Consider the following 15665-nt stretch of genomic DNA (forward strand, 5'->3'; position numbering starts at 1 on the left):
AAATGTATTATAATCTACAATATTTAAGAGGGATTGCTGCTGTAGCTGTCGTCTATTTTCATACCTTTCACACGACAGGCTACCAAGGGGTGTCGATATTTTTTGTTTTAAGTGGTTTTCTTATGTTTGATATACTCACTAAAACGAACAAGACCGCAACAGCCTTCTTCTTGGATAGATACTTCCGCGTTGCCCCCATGTACTACCTGACGACTTTAATCGTCCTTGCTTTGGGTTTTGCTTATGACCCTACTATAGTGCGTATTATTCAAAGTTTTACCTTTACCGCTTTAGGTGCAGTGCATGGTGTCGGTTGGACTCTTACTTATGAGTTTGTTTTCTACACCTTGGTCGCGGCTTCAATTCTTCTGCCTCTTAAAACGACGTATAAAAAAGTGGCTGTAGTTGTCATTTTGATACTCGGCGACTTTGTGCTTGCCAACATTCTTAGATCTAGAGGTTATGAATACGGCAATTACTTTTACTTTTTTATTGCTGGGGCCTTAGTTAATTCGATCTATACCAGTAAGAACCTAAGGCTGAACAGTGGTCTGAATCTGTCGATTTTTATACTTTCCATACTCTATCTATTCTCGAGTGACTTATTAGGTTGGGGAGTCCATCCGAGAAGTGTTGATTATGGCCTTATCAACTATTTAGTGCCCTCATTTCTAATAGTGTTCACTGCCATAAATTTGGAACGTGGAACTGGTTTGAAAAAGTTAAAGTGGCTTGAACAACTAGGAAATGCATCTTACTCAATTTATCTTACACACATGATATTTATTAATATTATCGTGATGAAAACTTCGCTCGAATTAAACCCATGGTTAATACTGCTCATTTCCGTTGTGGGTGGATTGTTATCCTATGAAATTATAGAGAAACCTATGTCTAATCTAATAAAGAGGAAAAGACTCTATCATGGATTTTGAAAAATACATTAATAGTAAAGTTAGTTCAAAAAAAGTACTAGAAATCGGTGGCCTAGGTGACTTTATAGAGTATTCAAAGCAAGATTATCAAGAATGGCGTCATAAACGACTTGTGGAACATGCTTCCAGTGTTTGTGGTGTTGATATTAACAAGGAAGGTATTGAATTTGTTAATAAGAGTGGCTTTAACTATAACTATCTAAATTTAGAGTCCACATCTGTAGATAATGAGTTGGGTAAATTTGATTCCATTCTGTTGTTGGATGTAATTGAACATCTAAATAATATAGGTACATCATTGGATAACATTAAACAGTTTATGACAGATGATGCCGAGTTGATAGTCTCAACACCTAATCCAATGGCAATGAATAATATCGTTCGTGTTCTGTTAGGTAAAAAACCAAACACACTTGCAGACCATACAGTATGGCTCGATGAAACAAACATGCGTCAGCTAGCTGAGCGCTATGATTACGATATTGTTGATGTTCTATACTTCACATTTAGACCTGATATGTCGATGAAGCAAAGAACGATGAACTTTTTTGGTTCCTTAAATAAGTATCTTCATCAAAACTTTGTCGTTGTACTAAAGAAGAAATAAATTAACTATTTGCTCTCGTTCATAATTTACCAGGATATTTGAAATGTGTGGAATCGCTGGTGTATGGTCAGATAAAATTAATAACCATGCAAGCATACTCGATAAAATTCTTCAGGCTCAGAATCACAGAGGGCCTGATAATTGTTCATCTTATTCGATTAATGACCTATATCTAGGTCATAACAGACTTGCTATTATTGATTTGACTGAAAGTGCAAATCAACCAATGGTTTCTCATTGCGGTAGGTATGTAATAGTTTTTAATGGTGAGATCTACAACTATACAGAGCTTAAGGCACAGCTAGATTATAGTTTCTCGACATCATCAGATACAGAAGTACTTTTAGCAAGTTTCATCCAATGGGGAGAGGAGCTACTCCCTAAGCTTAATGGTATGTTTGCGTTCGCCGTGTACGATATTCATGAAGACAGTTTGTTTATCGCTAGAGATCGAATCGGTAAGAAGCCGCTCGTTTACAGTGAGCATCAAACTGGTTTTTACTTTGCCTCTGAATTAGCAGCTCTCTATGGAACGGGTGTTTTTAGTAGCGAGATTGACGAGATTGGGGTTGGTTATAGTTTTCTAAGAAACTTTAGGCATGTGCCTGAGCCTCATACCAAATACAAACAGATCCGCCGCCTTGAACCCGCACATGCGATGGTGGTGAAAAAAGGAATAGTTCAGAGGAAATGGTGTTATTGGTCACCAGACTTCTGTGTAGACTCATCAATTACTAAAAACGATGTTAGAGACGTTATCGATAGTGCGGTGAGTATTAGGGAGCGAGCTGATGTAGAGATTGCAACGCTGCTAAGTGGCGGTGTTGATAGCTCCATTATCACTGGGCTGATGGTTGAGCATGGATTGAAACCGAGAGCATTTTGCTTAAGGGCTGATGAGGAAGAAACCAAGCGCGCTGAGTTTGTCGCACAGCACTTTGGTGTGAGCCTAGAAGTGTTCAGTTATGATAAAGAACTTCAGGAGGAGCTTTATACTCAACTGAGCAAAATCTATGGCGAAGAAGTACGCTTACTGCCGTTAACCCATGCTGCCAGACTTTACAGAGAAATATCGAAGCAAAATATAAAAGTGGTTATGACGGGGCTTGGGGCTGATGAAATCTTCTATGGATATGATGGTGCCAATAGACAGATGCTGTTCTCCGATATCGTAAAGTTTTTAGAGGTATTGCCGAAGGGCCTGTTGAGTGGCTTTGAGAAGATTTTTTCGTCCTCCAAAGAGCTGAAATTACTATTTGAGCTTGCGCAGCGAGAGAATGCTAGGAGAAAGGGCTACCTATACAAGAAGGAAGCTGACGGTAAAGGGTTAAACAATCATGATTACTCCCAGTTGCTTAATTATTGGGCTGACAAGGTTAATGCTACATCGTACATCGACAGTGCGAATTGGCTTGGTTTGATTACCGAAAACGCTCACTCTATTACGATCAGTTCAGATCTACCGGCAATGATGTACAGCATAGAAACTCGAGCTCCTTTCCTCGATTATCGCGTCATTGAGCTGGCTTTGCGCATAGATGCTCATCGTAAGATTTCAAAAAAATCCGGGAGAGCCAATAACAAGCTCATACTAAAGCAGGCGTTCGAATATTTGATACCAGAACACATACTCTATGCCTCGAAGAAAGGCTTTGGATATGGGATAAAGAATGAGAAGTTCAATGGGTAACAAGGCATCTCAGTTAACGGGCCAGGTGTTATACATACATCCTGCAATCAGAACCTATAGACGAGAGCTGTTTGAGCGGCTTTCAAAAAGTGGTGTCGATTTTTTCTGGTCCGCATCTCCTAGACGTGGTGAGAAGGGTAAATCTCACTCATATACCGAAATCAATACGATTCTTAGCGAAACGGATATAGCCTATTATCAAGCTAAAGATACCCATAGAGTTTCAATCGATGGGTTGTCCTTTGATCTGTTAAAGATACCGTTCTGGTCCCATAAGATTGTTGTCTTCTCCAATATAGTCAGTGTGCCTTTTCTTTTGTTAGCACCCTTTGTAAAGTTGTTCGGTAAACAGGTTGTTGTTTTCGACGAACTATGGCGCTACCCAAAAGAGATACGCAAGTACCGCTTGTTATACCAGTACGTGAACTTCTTGACGAGATATTGTGTTGATAGGGTTGTCGCCGCGGGAACGAAGGCTCGTGACTTCTACATCGATGAGTTTGATTTTCCCAAAGACTCTATTGCTGTTGCCTACAATACGACTGTTGATTCAAAACAAGCACTGAGTTCTGAAGATAAAAATTCAGAGGTGAAGCGAACGCTGGACTCCCTTAGTTCAAACAGCAAGATTCTCTATCTAGGTCGAGTAATCAAATACAAAGGACTGGATGTTCTAATCAAAGCGATGAAAGACGTTGATGTGAGCCACGATCTGGTTGTTGTTGGCGATGGTGATGATGAGTACAAGAAGGAATGTTTGGCACTTATACAAGAGTTAGATCTTGAATCGAGAGTACATTTTCTTGGCCCGTGTGAGTCGTCCGATGCGCCATATTATTATCAACATTGTGATTTTTTCGTATTGCCAACTCGATTTCGACTGGATGCCAATGTGCAGATGGAAAGCTGGGGATTTACGGTTAATGAGGCGATGGCGTTGGAAAAACCGGTCATCGCCACTGAGGCAGTAGGTAGTGCCTACGATCTTGTGGTTGACGGTAAGACCGGATATGTCGCCAAGGCTGGAGACAGTGAAAGTTTAGCGAGATCAGTGAATCTATTGATTGAGAATAACTCTGACAATGTCTTTGGTATCAATGCTAGAAAGCTACTTTTAGAAAAATGTAACTATAGCTCAAATCATCAAGCGTACATGCGAGTCTTTGAGGAACTAATTGATGCGAAATAATGTAGCCTTTCTGATAAATTCATTGGCAGGCGGTGGGGCTGAACGAGTTGTTAGTACTTTGATGAATCACTTTGTCGATGACTATGACTGTACGCTTATCGTATTCGAGGAAGATATTGACTATGACTTAGATCCAAGGATAAAAGTCGTTTCTCTCAATGTTGCTAACTCGAGTGGATTGGTGAATTTTCTTTCGTTGCCTTTTCTTGCATTTAAGCTGTCCCGCGTAATTAAAAGCTTGGAAATAACGACACTGGTTAGTTTTCTCCATCGTGCAAATTACGTTAACTGTTTATCTAGGCTCTTCTCAAAACACCGAATAGTCATCAGTGAACGTATTGCCTCTAGCTCGCTATACAGTGACAACTCTATTGCTTCGCGGGTTAGTAATTTTTTAGTGAAATCCCTTTATCCCAAAGCGGATTTGATAGTTTCAGTCTCACATGCAATAAAGGCTGATTTAGAACGTAACTATCAGGTCAATGCCAAACAAGTTGTTATTTATAATCCATATGATATTGAAGCTATTCGCAGTAAGTCCGAGCTAGCTGTGCCAATAGAGATGGATAACACGATTGTTACGGTAGGAAGTTTGTCTCCCCGAAAAGGCCACCTAGGGCTCATAAAAGCTTTCAGTAAGCTTGCAGACAAAAGTGCTGAGCTTGTCATTTTGGGTGTTGGAGAACAATTGGAGTCACTAAAAAGCTTGGCCAATGAGTTGGGTGTATCATCAAGAGTTCGATTTGTTGGTTTTGACTCGAATCCCTACAAGTATTTGAGTAAGGCCAAGCTTTTTGTACTGAACTCTGAAAGTGAAGGCTTTCCAAATGTACTCGCAGAAGCTTTGGTGTGTAACTGCGCTGTCGTTAGTACTGATTGCCTTAGTGGACCAAGAGAAATACTGGCTCCATCAACCGATTTTACGTCGCATCTTAAAGGCAGTATCGAACATGCAAAGTATGGGATCTTAGTTCCCGTGGGAGACCCTGACTCTTTGCTTCAAGCTATTGAGTCGGTTTACCAGGACCCTCATAAGTTACAATCGATGCGCGGTTTAGCTAACGAAGCAATACAAACATTTACGCTAGAGCATATTTCGTCCCAATATCTCGATGTTATTTTTGAAGGCAAAAATTAGATGGTTGAAGGCAAGAGTTTGGTATACGTATACGTTGTAAATGTATCTTGGTTTTTTCACTCTCATTTTTTGAAGCTTGCACTCCATAACCGAAACAAAGGACATGTCGTTCACATTATCACTGGGGATGAGGAAAAGCGTGCAGAGTATGAGTCCGCGGGTTTCCATTATCATAATTATGGTGTAACCCGTGATGGGACCAATCCCTTAAATGAATTGAAGGTGGTGATTGGGCTGTTTCGATTGATAAAACAGATCAAGCCTGATCTCATTCATGCCTTCACTATAAAACCTGTTCTGTATAGTGGTCTGATTACCAAGCTTTTTCGTGACTTGCGTCCAAGGCGATCTCTTTTCTCTATTACCGGGTTGGGCTCGCTGTCCCTATCTGAGAGCTCCAAAGGTCGTTTTCTCTGGAGGATGGTAGAGTCTGTCTATAAGTTTGCCTTAAGTCAGCCCCAAGCGACTGTGATTTTTGAGAACGATGACGACAGAGCTCTGTTTGTCGCTGATGGTATTGTGCCTGAACGTAGAACGGCTTTGGTTAATGGTGCTGGTATTGACACGCAGTTCTTTGTACCGCTTCAAACTGATAATCAACCACCAGTCGTTGTGTTTTTAGCTCGTATGCTCAAAGACAAAGGGGCGTATGAGTTTATCGAGGCTGCGCGTCTATTGAAAGCGCGTGGCTCTAGGGTCACGATGAGAATGATTGGTGGGGTGGACGATGCCAATATTTCGTCTCTCAATGAGTCAGAACTTCAAGCCCCCCATGATGAAGGTGTCATTGAGTACCTTGGTCACCGTAGTGATGTCAAAGATGTATACCAACAGGCCGACATTGCGTGTTTGCCATCCTATCGCGAGGGGCTACCGAAATCGCTGATAGAGGCGTCGTCGTGTGGATTAGCGATCGTAACAAGTGATACTCCAGGATGTCGACAGCTGGTTGATACCAAAGAACCGAATGGTTTTCTGGTGCCAGTAAAAAATGCTGAGGCTCTTGCCGATACCATTGAGCGACTTATTGATGACTCTGCACTACGAGAGGCTTTTGGGAAACGTAGCCGTGTACTTGCCTTAGAAAAATACGATTACGCTAGCGTCCTTGCATCTTTTGATGCGCTTTACGACCAATAGTTAGGAATATATATGAAAATCCTTGTTACTGGCGGTACTGGTTTCGTTGGTCTTGCGCTAATAAACCAACTTTCCAATCGCCATGAAATCACCTGCTTCGGTCGTCGTAAACCAATAGGCTGGGAGGGTGGTTTTATTGAGGGTGAACTTGAGAGGCTCGAAACGACAGCGCTGGATTTGTCAGGTTTTGATGTAGTGATACACAGCGCTGCTCGAGCTCATGTGATGCGCGATGAATCAACGAACCCTCTAGAAGAGTATCGGAAAGTAAATACGCAGGGCACATTATCACTTGCTAAGCAGGCTGCAGCTCAAGGAGTAGCTCGGTTTGTCTTTATTAGCTCTGTAAAGGTAAATGGAGAAAGCACTCTCGATGTTGCGTTTTCTGCCGATGATAGTACTAATCCGAGCGACGATTACGGGGTATCTAAAGCTGAAGCGGAGCAGCAATTAGCGTTATTGTCAGAATCGAGCTCAATGGATACTGTTATCATTCGTCCACCTTTGGTTTACGGTCCTGGTGTTAAAGCTAACTTTGCATCGTTGTTTAAGCTTGCTGGTAAGGGAATTCCGCTTCCGCTGGGTTGTATTAACACAAATGCGCGAAGCTTAGTTTCTATCTACAACCTCGTGGACTTCATTGAAACGTGTTCTTGTGATCCTAATGCCGCGAATCAAACGTTTCTTGTCTCTGATGGAGAAGATGTATCTACTCGTGATTTAGTTGAGAAACTTGCGTCTGTACAAGGTAGATCACCTTGGATGATACCCATACCTTTAAGTCTGTTTAAACTTTTAGGTAAGGTAACGGGCAAATCTGCAGCGATAGATAGGCTAGCAGGATCGCTACAGGTTGATATTCAAAAAAACCAGCGCGTGTTAAACTGGACGCCACCCTACACTATGCAACAAAGCTTAGAGCGCATGATGGATGAGCTTAAGTCTAGTTAGAACGAGATTGTTATGTTACGAATTTTAGATTTCCTGCTCGCAGCCATAGGGCTGATTGTAACCTTTCCTATTTTGATAATCGTGACCGTTATTGGCTATTTCGATACAGGCTCACCGATTTTTATTCAAGAAAGAGTCGGTCGAAACAAAAAGCCATTTAAGTTAGTGAAGTTCCGAACCATGAGTGTCGACACTCAGTCTGTAGCTAGCCATTTAGCGAGCCGAGCTTCCATTACAAAAATGGGCGCTTTCTTGCGTAAGACCAAAATTGATGAACTTCCTCAGTTGATCAATGTTGTAAAAGGTGAAATGAGCATTGTGGGTCCTCGCCCTAATTTGTTTAATCAAACCGAGTTAATCGCTGAGCGTGACAAACTTGGTGTGTACGATGTTTTACCTGGTATTACTGGGCTGGCTCAAGTCAGTAACATTGATATGTCGACACCTGAGCTGCTCGCAAAAACAGATAGGCAAATGCTAGACTCATTGAGTATTGCTCTCTACTTCCGTTATATCATTGCGACTGCAACTGGCAAAGGTGCAGGTGATCGCGTGTCTAAATCTTAAGTTTCCTCTTATTTTTGTAGGGGTTAGTTTGTGCTCTCTTTGAATCCTATCTGGACAATGCCAAGACCTGCTAAACGACTGGTTAGCGTTGTTGTCGATATTATTTTCATCTTTATAGCGTTCTGGGGCGCCTTCTATTCGCGTATGGGGTCCATTGCGAAATACTGGGGTGATCCAGACTATTGGTATGTCTTTGCAGCAGTAGCATTGGTTACCTTGGTCATCTTTACGAATACTGGTCTATATCGAGCGGTACTTCGTTATTTGAGCCTACAAGCAGTTGTTACGGTAGCATTCGGAGCCGCCTTGTCGGGGCTATCTATCGTCTTGTTCTCCTACTATTTTCAAATATTTCTGCCGCGCTCAGTTCCTGTAATTTATGCCACGTTTTTGGTTTCGATGTGTGGTGGAGCACGATTATTGGTGCGCTTTTTAGTGGCAGATTTATTGGTGAAGGGTCGCATCCCTGTGCTCATTTATGGAGCAGGTAAAGCGGGGCGTCAGCTCTATAATGTCGTATCTCAAAGCGATGAGTATCGTGTGGCGGCATTTATCGATGATAACCGTAAAATGCATAAAACGACGATCCAAGGCGTGACAGTCTTTCGCCGTAAGTATCTAGCCCGTCTGATCGATAAGCACAAGGTGGAAAAGGTGCTATTGGCAATGCCATCGGCGACACGCAGTGAGCGTAAGTCAGTCATTGAGGTACTCTCTGACTATCCTGTTGAAGTGATGACGATCCCTAATTTAAGCGATATCGTCAGTGGTGAATTGCAGATCGATCAACTTAAAGAGGTGGCCATTGAGGACTTGCTTGGTCGTGATCAGGTCGCACCGAATCAGAGCTTGCTAGAAAAAAATATCAAAAGTAAGGCGGTTATGGTTACCGGAGCTGGAGGTTCTATTGGCTCCGAATTATGTCGTCAAATCATTAAGCATCAACCAACAGTTTTGATATTGTTTGAAGCGTCAGAGTACTCTTTGTATCGAATCGACAGGGAGCTACGGCAAATTGCGCCAGAGCTCGCCTTGATACCTATTCTAGGTAATGTCCAGAATCAAGAACGACTTCAGCAGACCATGCAAGCCTATCATGTTGATACGGTTTACCATGCTGCCGCTTATAAACATGTTCCTATGGTTGAATTCAATGTCGCTGAAGGCATGAAAAATAACGTGTTAGGCACGTACCGTGCTGCATGTGCTGCAATTGAAGCCAACGTGTCCTCTTTTGTGCTTATCTCAACAGATAAAGCAGTTCGTCCAACAAATGTTATGGGGACGACAAAGCGCTTGGCTGAGCTTGGTTTGCAAGCGCTGGCGAAGGGGTATCAAGTAGAACACAGTACTTTGTTCTCTATGGTACGTTTTGGCAATGTGCTTGGCTCCTCGGGTTCTGTGATCCCCTTATTTAAGGCACAAATCGCTAAAGGCGGTCCGGTGACAGTGACTCACAAGGATATCATTCGTTACTTTATGACTATCCCAGAAGCTGCTCAGCTAGTTATCCAAGCAGGAGCAATGGGTAAGGGAGGGGATGTGTTTGTGCTAGATATGGGTGAGCCTGTCCGTATCGCTGAGCTTGCTAAAAACCTTATCCACTTATCAGGTTTGGAAGTGAAAGATAGCAATAATCCAGATGGTGATATTGAAATCCTCTATACAGGATTAAGACCTGGTGAGAAGTTGTTTGAAGAGTTGCTCATTGGAGATAATGTCTCTGAAACATCTCACGACCGCATCATGACGGCTCAGGAGGTCTCAATAGATCAACTCACATACAATGAGTTACTTGACGATTTACATCAAGCAGCACAAGATTATGATCAACCGAGATTACGCAAATTGATGCTTGAAGCTCCGACTGGCTTTGTACCAACGGATGGAATTCGTGACCTTGTATGGCTTCAATCTCACGAAAAGAATTATTAGTAAAATTTAGTAAGAAGAAACTATGAAAATAGCAATTGCTGGAACAGGCTATGTAGGCCTATCAAATGCGATGTTGCTGGCTCAAAACCATGAGGTAGTAGCGGTTGATATTAATGCGGAAAAAGTGGACATGCTGTGCAATGGGCAATCGCCGATTGTAGATAGTGAGATTGAAGCGTTTTTGAAGCGTGATGACTTAAACTTTACGGCTACTCTGGACAAAGAGTTAGCGTATTCTGGTGCGGACTATGTGATTGTTTCTACTCCGACAGATTATGACCCACAAACCAACTACTTTAATACCAGCTCTGTTGAAGCGGTGATTAAAGATGTGATGGCGATTAACCCTGATGCGGTCATTGTTATCAAGTCCACAGTACCTGTTGGTTACAGTGCGCGTGTTCGTGAAGAGTTGGGTACTGAGAACGTGTTCTTCTCTCCAGAGTTTTTACGTGAAGGTAGCGCCCTTTATGACAACCTAAATCCGTCTCGCATTATTATCGGTGAGCGCAGTGAACGGGCAAAAGTGTTCGCTGATCTATTGGTGGAAGGGGCTCAAAAAGAGAACATTGATGTATTATTTACCGATTCAACTGAAGCTGAAGCGGTGAAACTGTTCTCAAACACCTATCTTGCAATGCGCGTTGCATACTTCAATGAGTTAGATTCTTATGCTGAAGCGCTTGGATTGGATACTCGCCAAATCATCGAAGGTGTGGCGTTAGATCCACGTATAGGTGGCCACTACTGCAACCCATCTTTTGGTTATGGCGGTTACTGTTTACCAAAAGATACCAAGCAGCTGCTTGCTAACTACCAAGAAGTACCAAATAACATCATTGGTGCTATCGTTGATGCTAACCGCACTCGTAAAGACTTCATAGCAGACTCTATCGTTAAGCGTGAGCCGAAGGTAGTTGGTGTGTATCGTCTAATCATGAAATCTGGTTCAGATAACTTCCGTGCATCAAGTATCCAAGGCATTATGAAGCGTCTGAAGGCGAAAGGTATTGAAGTCATTGTTTATGAGCCTGTGCTGAAAGAAGAGCACTTCTTCCACTCTCGCGTGATTCAAGATGTCGATGCGTTTAAGCAAGAAGCCGATTTGATTATCTCGAATCGTATGTTGCCTGAGTTAGCTGATGTTGCTGACAAAGTGTATACGCGCGACTTATTTGGTAATGACTAATTGTAACTGCTTTGAATAAAAAAACGAGAACCTAGAGTTCTCGTTTTTTTATGTCTGTTATTTACCACTGTTGGGCGTAAAGAAACCCTGTCGTCATCCCTGCGCAGGCAGGGACCTTGCCTCAGCGAGCGCAATTCTGATAAGTACTATGACAGTTATTCAACCGCCTCTTCATCCTCAAAACTCACATCAAGCGGCTCTTGAGAAAGAATCACCCCAGTATTATCGGCATACACATAATCTTCCGGTAAGAAGGTCACACCGCCAAAGTTAACTGGCACATCTACTTCACCAACATTGGATTGAGCTGCGCCCACAGGAATAGAAGCAAGGGCTTGGATACCAAGGTTCATATCTTCCAGTTCATCAACTTCGCGCACGCAGCCGTAAACGATGATGCCTTCCCATTCGTTATCTTCTGCCAGCTGAGCGATCTCTGCATCGATAAGAGCTTTACGCAGTGAACCACCACCATCGATAAGTAGAATTCGACCTACACCATCTTGCTCCAAAATTTCACGGATAACACCGTTGTCTTCAAAACACTTTACCGAAGTGATTTGACCTGCAAATGAGGCTCGGCCACCAAAGTTACTAAACATTGGCTCAACAACGTCTACTTGGTCTAGGTAGATATCACATAGGGCTGAAGTACTGTATTCCATGGCGACTCTTCTTTGCAGTTTACAAAAGGTATAAATCGAGTATATCGGGTGAATAGGTCAATGCAATGACAAGGCTCAATTAAGTCATCAGAGTTTGAGCTATAACCACTCCTGAAAACAGGATATTAGTGACTAATGAACACTTCACCACAATCGGCATCATAGGGGCAATTTGCGCAGGCTGTGTTGCGTGCCAAACCGCTCTACCATGTTTGATGACAACGATAAGACTGATGACAAAAGGCAGGCTGATCCACAACGGTGATTGTTGTAGAACGAGATAAGCCGCAAAGGCGATGACTGCGCATAATAACAGTGTGAAGTGGTAAACCTTAGCGTTGTGCTCACCCAGTCTCACCGCGACAGTACGCTTACCGCAGGCGCTATCATTTTCAATGTCACGCATGTTGTTGACGTTAAGTACGGCAACCGCGAGTAATCCACAGCCGACAGCCGGTAAGAAGAGTAGAGAGTCGATATGGCCAGTGTGTAAAAAGTAGGTACCTGAGACACCAAGCAGGCCAAAGAAGATAAATACTGAAATGTCGCCTAGTCCTGCGTAGCCGTAGGGCTTATTACCGACGGTATAGGCAATGGCAGCGATGATAGCTAATACGCCGAGTCCGATAAACGCCAAAATGTTTTGCATTGAATCCAGCGCATGAAAGACTAAACCTAGTCCTGCAATCACAGTCAGAATGATATTCAGCACGATGGCTTTCTTCATCTCTTGCTGAGACACTTCGCCTGACTGTATTGCACGCATTGGACCTAAACGGTTGTCGTTGTCGGTGCCTTTGACGGCATCACCGTAATCATTGGCTAGGTTAGAGAGAATCTGCAGCAGGGTCGCGGTAAGCAGAGCAAGTAAAGCGATACTCCAAGACATGTTGCCAGTAGAGAAAGCGAGTGCACTGCCTGTGATAATGGAGACTAAAGCGAGTGGTAGTGTTTTAGGTCTGGCTGCATCGAGCCATATGTGGACTGATTGATTCATCGTGGACTTATGATTTTACAATTTGATTTTAGTATACGGGAAAAGTGTGCATGGCTAAATACGCATTATCTATAAGGCTATAGTATGAGCTTAGTATGATAAATCGAAATACGTGAAGTGTGCTGAAAATAGGTATTGGATAAATGTCTAGCATGGGGGGAGATTGAATGATGTCAATTTGATAAGGGAATATCTGATGACGAAACAACCATGTGTTTACATTACTGCTTCTAAGGGGAGTGGAGTTATCTATATTGGGGTAACGTCAAATCTACAACAGCGCATTTGGAAGCACCGGCATGGTGTGACTGGTGGATTTGTGAAAAAATATAATGTCTATCATCTTGTGCATTATGAGTTGTTTGATTGTATGGAAGACGCTATTGCTCGTGAGAAGCAGATTAAGCACTGGAATTGTTCTTGGAAGAATGATCTTGTGACTAGTCACAACCCCTATTGGCGAGACTTGACACCAGATTTGTGGTGAAAGTGGGAAAATCGTCATCTTCACGAAAGTGAAGATCTTCTGAAGCCAGTGACACTGCTGAATAGTCACAGGCGTGGAAGTGCTTAAATGGTGATGCGTTGACTATCGATGTTTGCTGCAATGACGTCACTTGTTGAGCGAGATTTCCTTTTTCAAGGAAATGACGCTTTGCTCAATCGTATATGACCGACAATAAAAAACGGTGCTTCAAAAGCACCGTTTAATCACATAAACATCAAGTCATTAAAGAATAAAGCGACTTAAATCTTCGTCTTCTACAAACTCACCAAGCTTCGATCTTACGTAGCCTGAATCAATTGTCAGCTTTGAACCAGGTTTATCTGTTGCATCAAATGAAATCTCATCCATCAAACGCTCCATAACAGTATGTAGACGACGAGCACCGATATTTTCGGTCGTTTCGTTGACTGTCCATGCTGCATCGGCGATTTGTTGAATGCCGTCTTCAGTGAACTCGACATCAACTTCTTCAGTCTTCATTAGAGCAATGTATTGTTCGGTTAGTGATGCTTTTGGCTCGGTTAGGATGCGTTTGAAGTCATCGCTGCTCAGTGCTTCCAGCTCTACGCGAATTGGCAGACGACCTTGCAGCTCAGGGATCAAATCCGATGGCTTGGCTACTTGGAATGCACCAGATGTGATAAACAGGATATGGTCAGTCTTAACCATGCCGTGTTTAGTTGATACTGTGCTGCCTTCTATCAGAGGCAGTAGATCACGCTGTACACCTTCACGAGATACATCAGGGCCTGAGGCTTCGCCACGCTTACAGATTTTGTCGATCTCATCGATAAACACGATACCGTTGTTCTCAACGTTATAGATTGCTTGTTCTTTAAGCTCTTCTTGGTTTACCAGTTTAGCGGCTTCTTCTTCAGTGAGTGCTTTGAAGGCATCTTTAATTTTCAGCTTGCGCTTTTTCTTGGTATCGCCACCTAGGTTTTGGAACATGCTTTGCAGCTGGTTGGTCATTTCTTCCATACCAGGAGGCGCCATGATTTCAACGCCCATTTGTGGAGCTGCTGTTTCGATGTCGATCTCTTTGTCGTCTAGCTTACCTTCGCGCAGTTTCTTGCGGAAAATCTGACGAGTGTTAGAAGAGCTCTCATCTTGCTGTTCGTTTTGACCCCAAGCGTCGCGAGCCGGTGGAAGTAGGGCATCAAGAATGCGCTCTTCGGCTTGCTCTTCAGCGCGGAAGGTGACTTTTTCCATCGCTTGTTGATGTGTCATCTTAATCGCGACGTCAGTAAGGTCGCGAATGATGGTTTCAACTTCTTTGCCCACATAGCCCACTTCGGTGAACTTAGTTGCTTCTACTTTGATAAACGGTGCGTTAGCAAGTTTAGCTAGGCGGCGAGCGATTTCGGTTTTACCGACGCCCGTTGGGCCAATCATTAGAATGTTTTTAGGTGATACTTCCGCACGCAAGCTCTCTTCAAGCTGCATACGACGCCAGCGGTTACGTAGTGCAATCGCCACTGAGCGCTTTGCTTTATCTTGACCGATAATATGGCGGTTTAGTTCGTGAACAATCTCGCGTGGAGTCATCTCAGACATAATTAATTCCTTACAAAAATTCAGACACTATTTTGTTTTTTGGACGTTATTTCGCGTCACTTTCTAGTTCTTCAACAGTGTGATAATGGTTGGTGAAGACACAGATATCGCCAGCGATTTTCAGGGATTTCTCTGCGATTTCACGTGCATCTAAATCGGTATTTTCAAGTAATGCTGTTGCTGCTGCTTGAGCAAAGTTGCCGCCTGAGCCAATAGCGATAAGGTCGTTTTCTGGCTGAACAACATCGCCGTTACCAGTGATGATCAGTGATGCGGTTTCATCAGCGACGGCCAATAACGCTTCCAGTTTACGCAGCGCACGATCACTACGCCAATCTTTCGCCAGTTCGACTGCGGCCTTAGTTAGGTGGCCTTGGTGCATTTGCAGCTTGCTTTCAAAGCGCTCAAAAAGAGTAAACGCGTCAGCCGTACCGCCAGCGAAGCCTGCCAATACTTGGTTATTATAAAGTCTACGAACCTTGCGAGCGTTCCCTTTCATTACAGTGTTGCCTAGGGATACTTGTCCATCACCAGCGATCACGACTTTGTTATTTCGGCGTACAGATACAATAGTAGTCACGACGTTTGCCTCATATT

General features: G+C 43.1%; 15 protein-coding genes. 11 read left to right on the forward strand and 4 right to left on the reverse strand.

The window, feature by feature from the left end:
* The first annotated feature begins 2 nt into the window (after positions 1–2).
* Genes VME0621_RS21470 through VME0621_RS21515 form a run of 10 tightly spaced genes read left to right on the forward strand, consistent with a single transcriptional unit; the run spans position 3 to position 11341 of the window.
* Complete coding sequence (locus VME0621_RS21470; RefSeq protein ID WP_062462526.1) at positions 3–935, forward strand: acyltransferase family protein; 933 nt, start codon at positions 3–5, stop codon at positions 933–935.
* Complete coding sequence (locus VME0621_RS21475; RefSeq protein WP_062462529.1) at positions 925–1542, forward strand: class I SAM-dependent methyltransferase; 618 nt, start codon at positions 925–927, stop codon at positions 1540–1542. Before VME0621_RS21470 ends, VME0621_RS21475 begins: the two co-directional genes overlap by 11 nt.
* 43 nt (positions 1543–1585) lie before the next feature.
* Entirely contained in the window at positions 1586–3232 is a 1647-nt protein-coding gene (gene asnB, locus VME0621_RS21480; RefSeq protein WP_062462532.1) for an asparagine synthase (glutamine-hydrolyzing), read from the forward strand.
* Positions 3213–4421 (forward strand): glycosyltransferase family 4 protein, encoded by a 1209-nt coding sequence (locus VME0621_RS21485; protein WP_082795567.1) that lies wholly within the window; start codon positions 3213–3215, stop codon positions 4419–4421. Before asnB ends, VME0621_RS21485 begins: the two co-directional genes overlap by 20 nt.
* The gene (locus VME0621_RS21490; RefSeq protein ID WP_062462537.1) at positions 4411–5559 is read left to right on the forward strand and encodes a glycosyltransferase; all 1149 of its coding nucleotides are present in this window, start codon (positions 4411–4413) and stop codon (positions 5557–5559) included. The genes VME0621_RS21485 and VME0621_RS21490 overlap by 11 nt, the downstream gene beginning before the upstream one ends.
* Positions 5560–6699, forward strand: a complete 1140-nt coding sequence (locus VME0621_RS21495; protein ID WP_062462539.1) for a glycosyltransferase family 4 protein — start codon at positions 5560–5562, stop codon at positions 6697–6699.
* A gap of 12 nt (positions 6700–6711) precedes the next feature.
* Positions 6712–7650, forward strand: a complete 939-nt coding sequence (locus VME0621_RS21500; RefSeq protein WP_062462542.1) for a UDP-glucose 4-epimerase family protein — start codon at positions 6712–6714, stop codon at positions 7648–7650.
* Between the two features lie 12 nt (positions 7651–7662).
* On the forward strand, positions 7663–8217 hold the full coding sequence (locus VME0621_RS21505; RefSeq protein WP_062462545.1) for a sugar transferase: 555 nt from the start codon (positions 7663–7665) through the stop codon (positions 8215–8217).
* A gap of 30 nt (positions 8218–8247) precedes the next feature.
* Entirely contained in the window at positions 8248–10152 is a 1905-nt protein-coding gene (locus tag VME0621_RS21510) for a polysaccharide biosynthesis protein (protein WP_099046332.1), read from the forward strand.
* Positions 10153–10174: 22 nt separating this feature from the next.
* A complete protein-coding gene (locus VME0621_RS21515) occupies positions 10175–11341 on the forward strand; it encodes a nucleotide sugar dehydrogenase (protein ID WP_062462551.1) in 1167 nt (388 codons plus the stop codon).
* 155 nt (positions 11342–11496) lie between these two features.
* Here VME0621_RS21515 and rraA read toward each other — a convergent pair whose 3' ends face one another.
* A complete protein-coding gene (gene rraA, locus VME0621_RS21520) occupies positions 11497–12006 on the reverse strand; it encodes a ribonuclease E activity regulator RraA (RefSeq protein WP_062462553.1) in 510 nt (169 codons plus the stop codon).
* A 79-nt stretch (positions 12007–12085) separates the two neighbouring features.
* Positions 12086–13003, reverse strand: a complete 918-nt coding sequence (locus VME0621_RS21525; protein WP_062462556.1) for a 1,4-dihydroxy-2-naphthoate polyprenyltransferase — start codon at positions 13001–13003, stop codon at positions 12086–12088.
* A 196-nt stretch (positions 13004–13199) separates the two neighbouring features.
* On the opposite strand from VME0621_RS21525, the gene VME0621_RS21530 reads away from it, so the two are divergent.
* Positions 13200–13490: a GIY-YIG nuclease family protein gene (locus VME0621_RS21530; RefSeq protein ID WP_062462560.1), complete on the forward strand. Its 291-nt coding sequence runs from the start codon at positions 13200–13202 to the stop codon at positions 13488–13490.
* A 243-nt stretch (positions 13491–13733) separates the two neighbouring features.
* Here the strand turns inward: VME0621_RS21530 and hslU are convergent, their stop codons facing one another.
* Together hslU and hslV are read right to left on the reverse strand one after the other, a co-directional pair.
* A complete protein-coding gene (gene hslU / locus VME0621_RS21535) occupies positions 13734–15068 on the reverse strand; it encodes an ATP-dependent protease ATPase subunit HslU (RefSeq protein WP_038230985.1) in 1335 nt (444 codons plus the stop codon).
* Between the two features lie 46 nt (positions 15069–15114).
* Positions 15115–15648: an ATP-dependent protease subunit HslV gene (gene hslV / locus VME0621_RS21540; protein WP_006071177.1), complete on the reverse strand. Its 534-nt coding sequence runs from the start codon at positions 15646–15648 to the stop codon at positions 15115–15117.
* Between the last annotated feature and the right edge of the window lie 17 nt (positions 15649–15665).

This window comes from Vibrio mediterranei (genome assembly GCF_900088415.1).
Lineage (GTDB): Bacteria > Pseudomonadota > Gammaproteobacteria > Enterobacterales > Vibrionaceae > Vibrio > Vibrio mediterranei.

Excerpts from the sequence above, each read along its gene's own strand:
- VME0621_RS21470 (WP_062462526.1), top strand. The coding sequence starts at position 3 with ATGTATTATAATCTACAATATTTAAGAGGGATTGCTGCTGTAGCTGTC.
- VME0621_RS21475 (WP_062462529.1), top strand. The coding sequence starts at position 925 with ATGGATTTTGAAAAATACATTAATAGTAAAGTTAGTTCAAAAAAAGTA.
- asnB (WP_062462532.1), top strand. The coding sequence starts at position 1,586 with ATGTGTGGAATCGCTGGTGTATGGTCAGATAAAATTAATAACCATGCA.
- VME0621_RS21485 (WP_082795567.1), top strand. The coding sequence starts at position 3,213 with ATGAGAAGTTCAATGGGTAACAAGGCATCTCAGTTAACGGGCCAGGTG.
- VME0621_RS21490 (WP_062462537.1), top strand. The coding sequence starts at position 4,411 with ATGCGAAATAATGTAGCCTTTCTGATAAATTCATTGGCAGGCGGTGGG.
- VME0621_RS21495 (WP_062462539.1), top strand. The coding sequence starts at position 5,560 with ATGGTTGAAGGCAAGAGTTTGGTATACGTATACGTTGTAAATGTATCT.
- VME0621_RS21500 (WP_062462542.1), top strand. The coding sequence starts at position 6,712 with ATGAAAATCCTTGTTACTGGCGGTACTGGTTTCGTTGGTCTTGCGCTA.
- VME0621_RS21505 (WP_062462545.1), top strand. The coding sequence starts at position 7,663 with ATGTTACGAATTTTAGATTTCCTGCTCGCAGCCATAGGGCTGATTGTA.
- VME0621_RS21515 (WP_062462551.1), top strand. The coding sequence starts at position 10,175 with ATGAAAATAGCAATTGCTGGAACAGGCTATGTAGGCCTATCAAATGCG.
- rraA (WP_062462553.1), bottom strand. The coding sequence starts at position 12,006 with ATGGAATACAGTACTTCAGCCCTATGTGATATCTACCTAGACCAAGTA.
- VME0621_RS21525 (WP_062462556.1), bottom strand. The coding sequence starts at position 13,003 with ATGAATCAATCAGTCCACATATGGCTCGATGCAGCCAGACCTAAAACA.
- VME0621_RS21530 (WP_062462560.1), top strand. The coding sequence starts at position 13,200 with ATGACGAAACAACCATGTGTTTACATTACTGCTTCTAAGGGGAGTGGA.
- hslU (WP_038230985.1), bottom strand. The coding sequence starts at position 15,068 with ATGTCTGAGATGACTCCACGCGAGATTGTTCACGAACTAAACCGCCAT.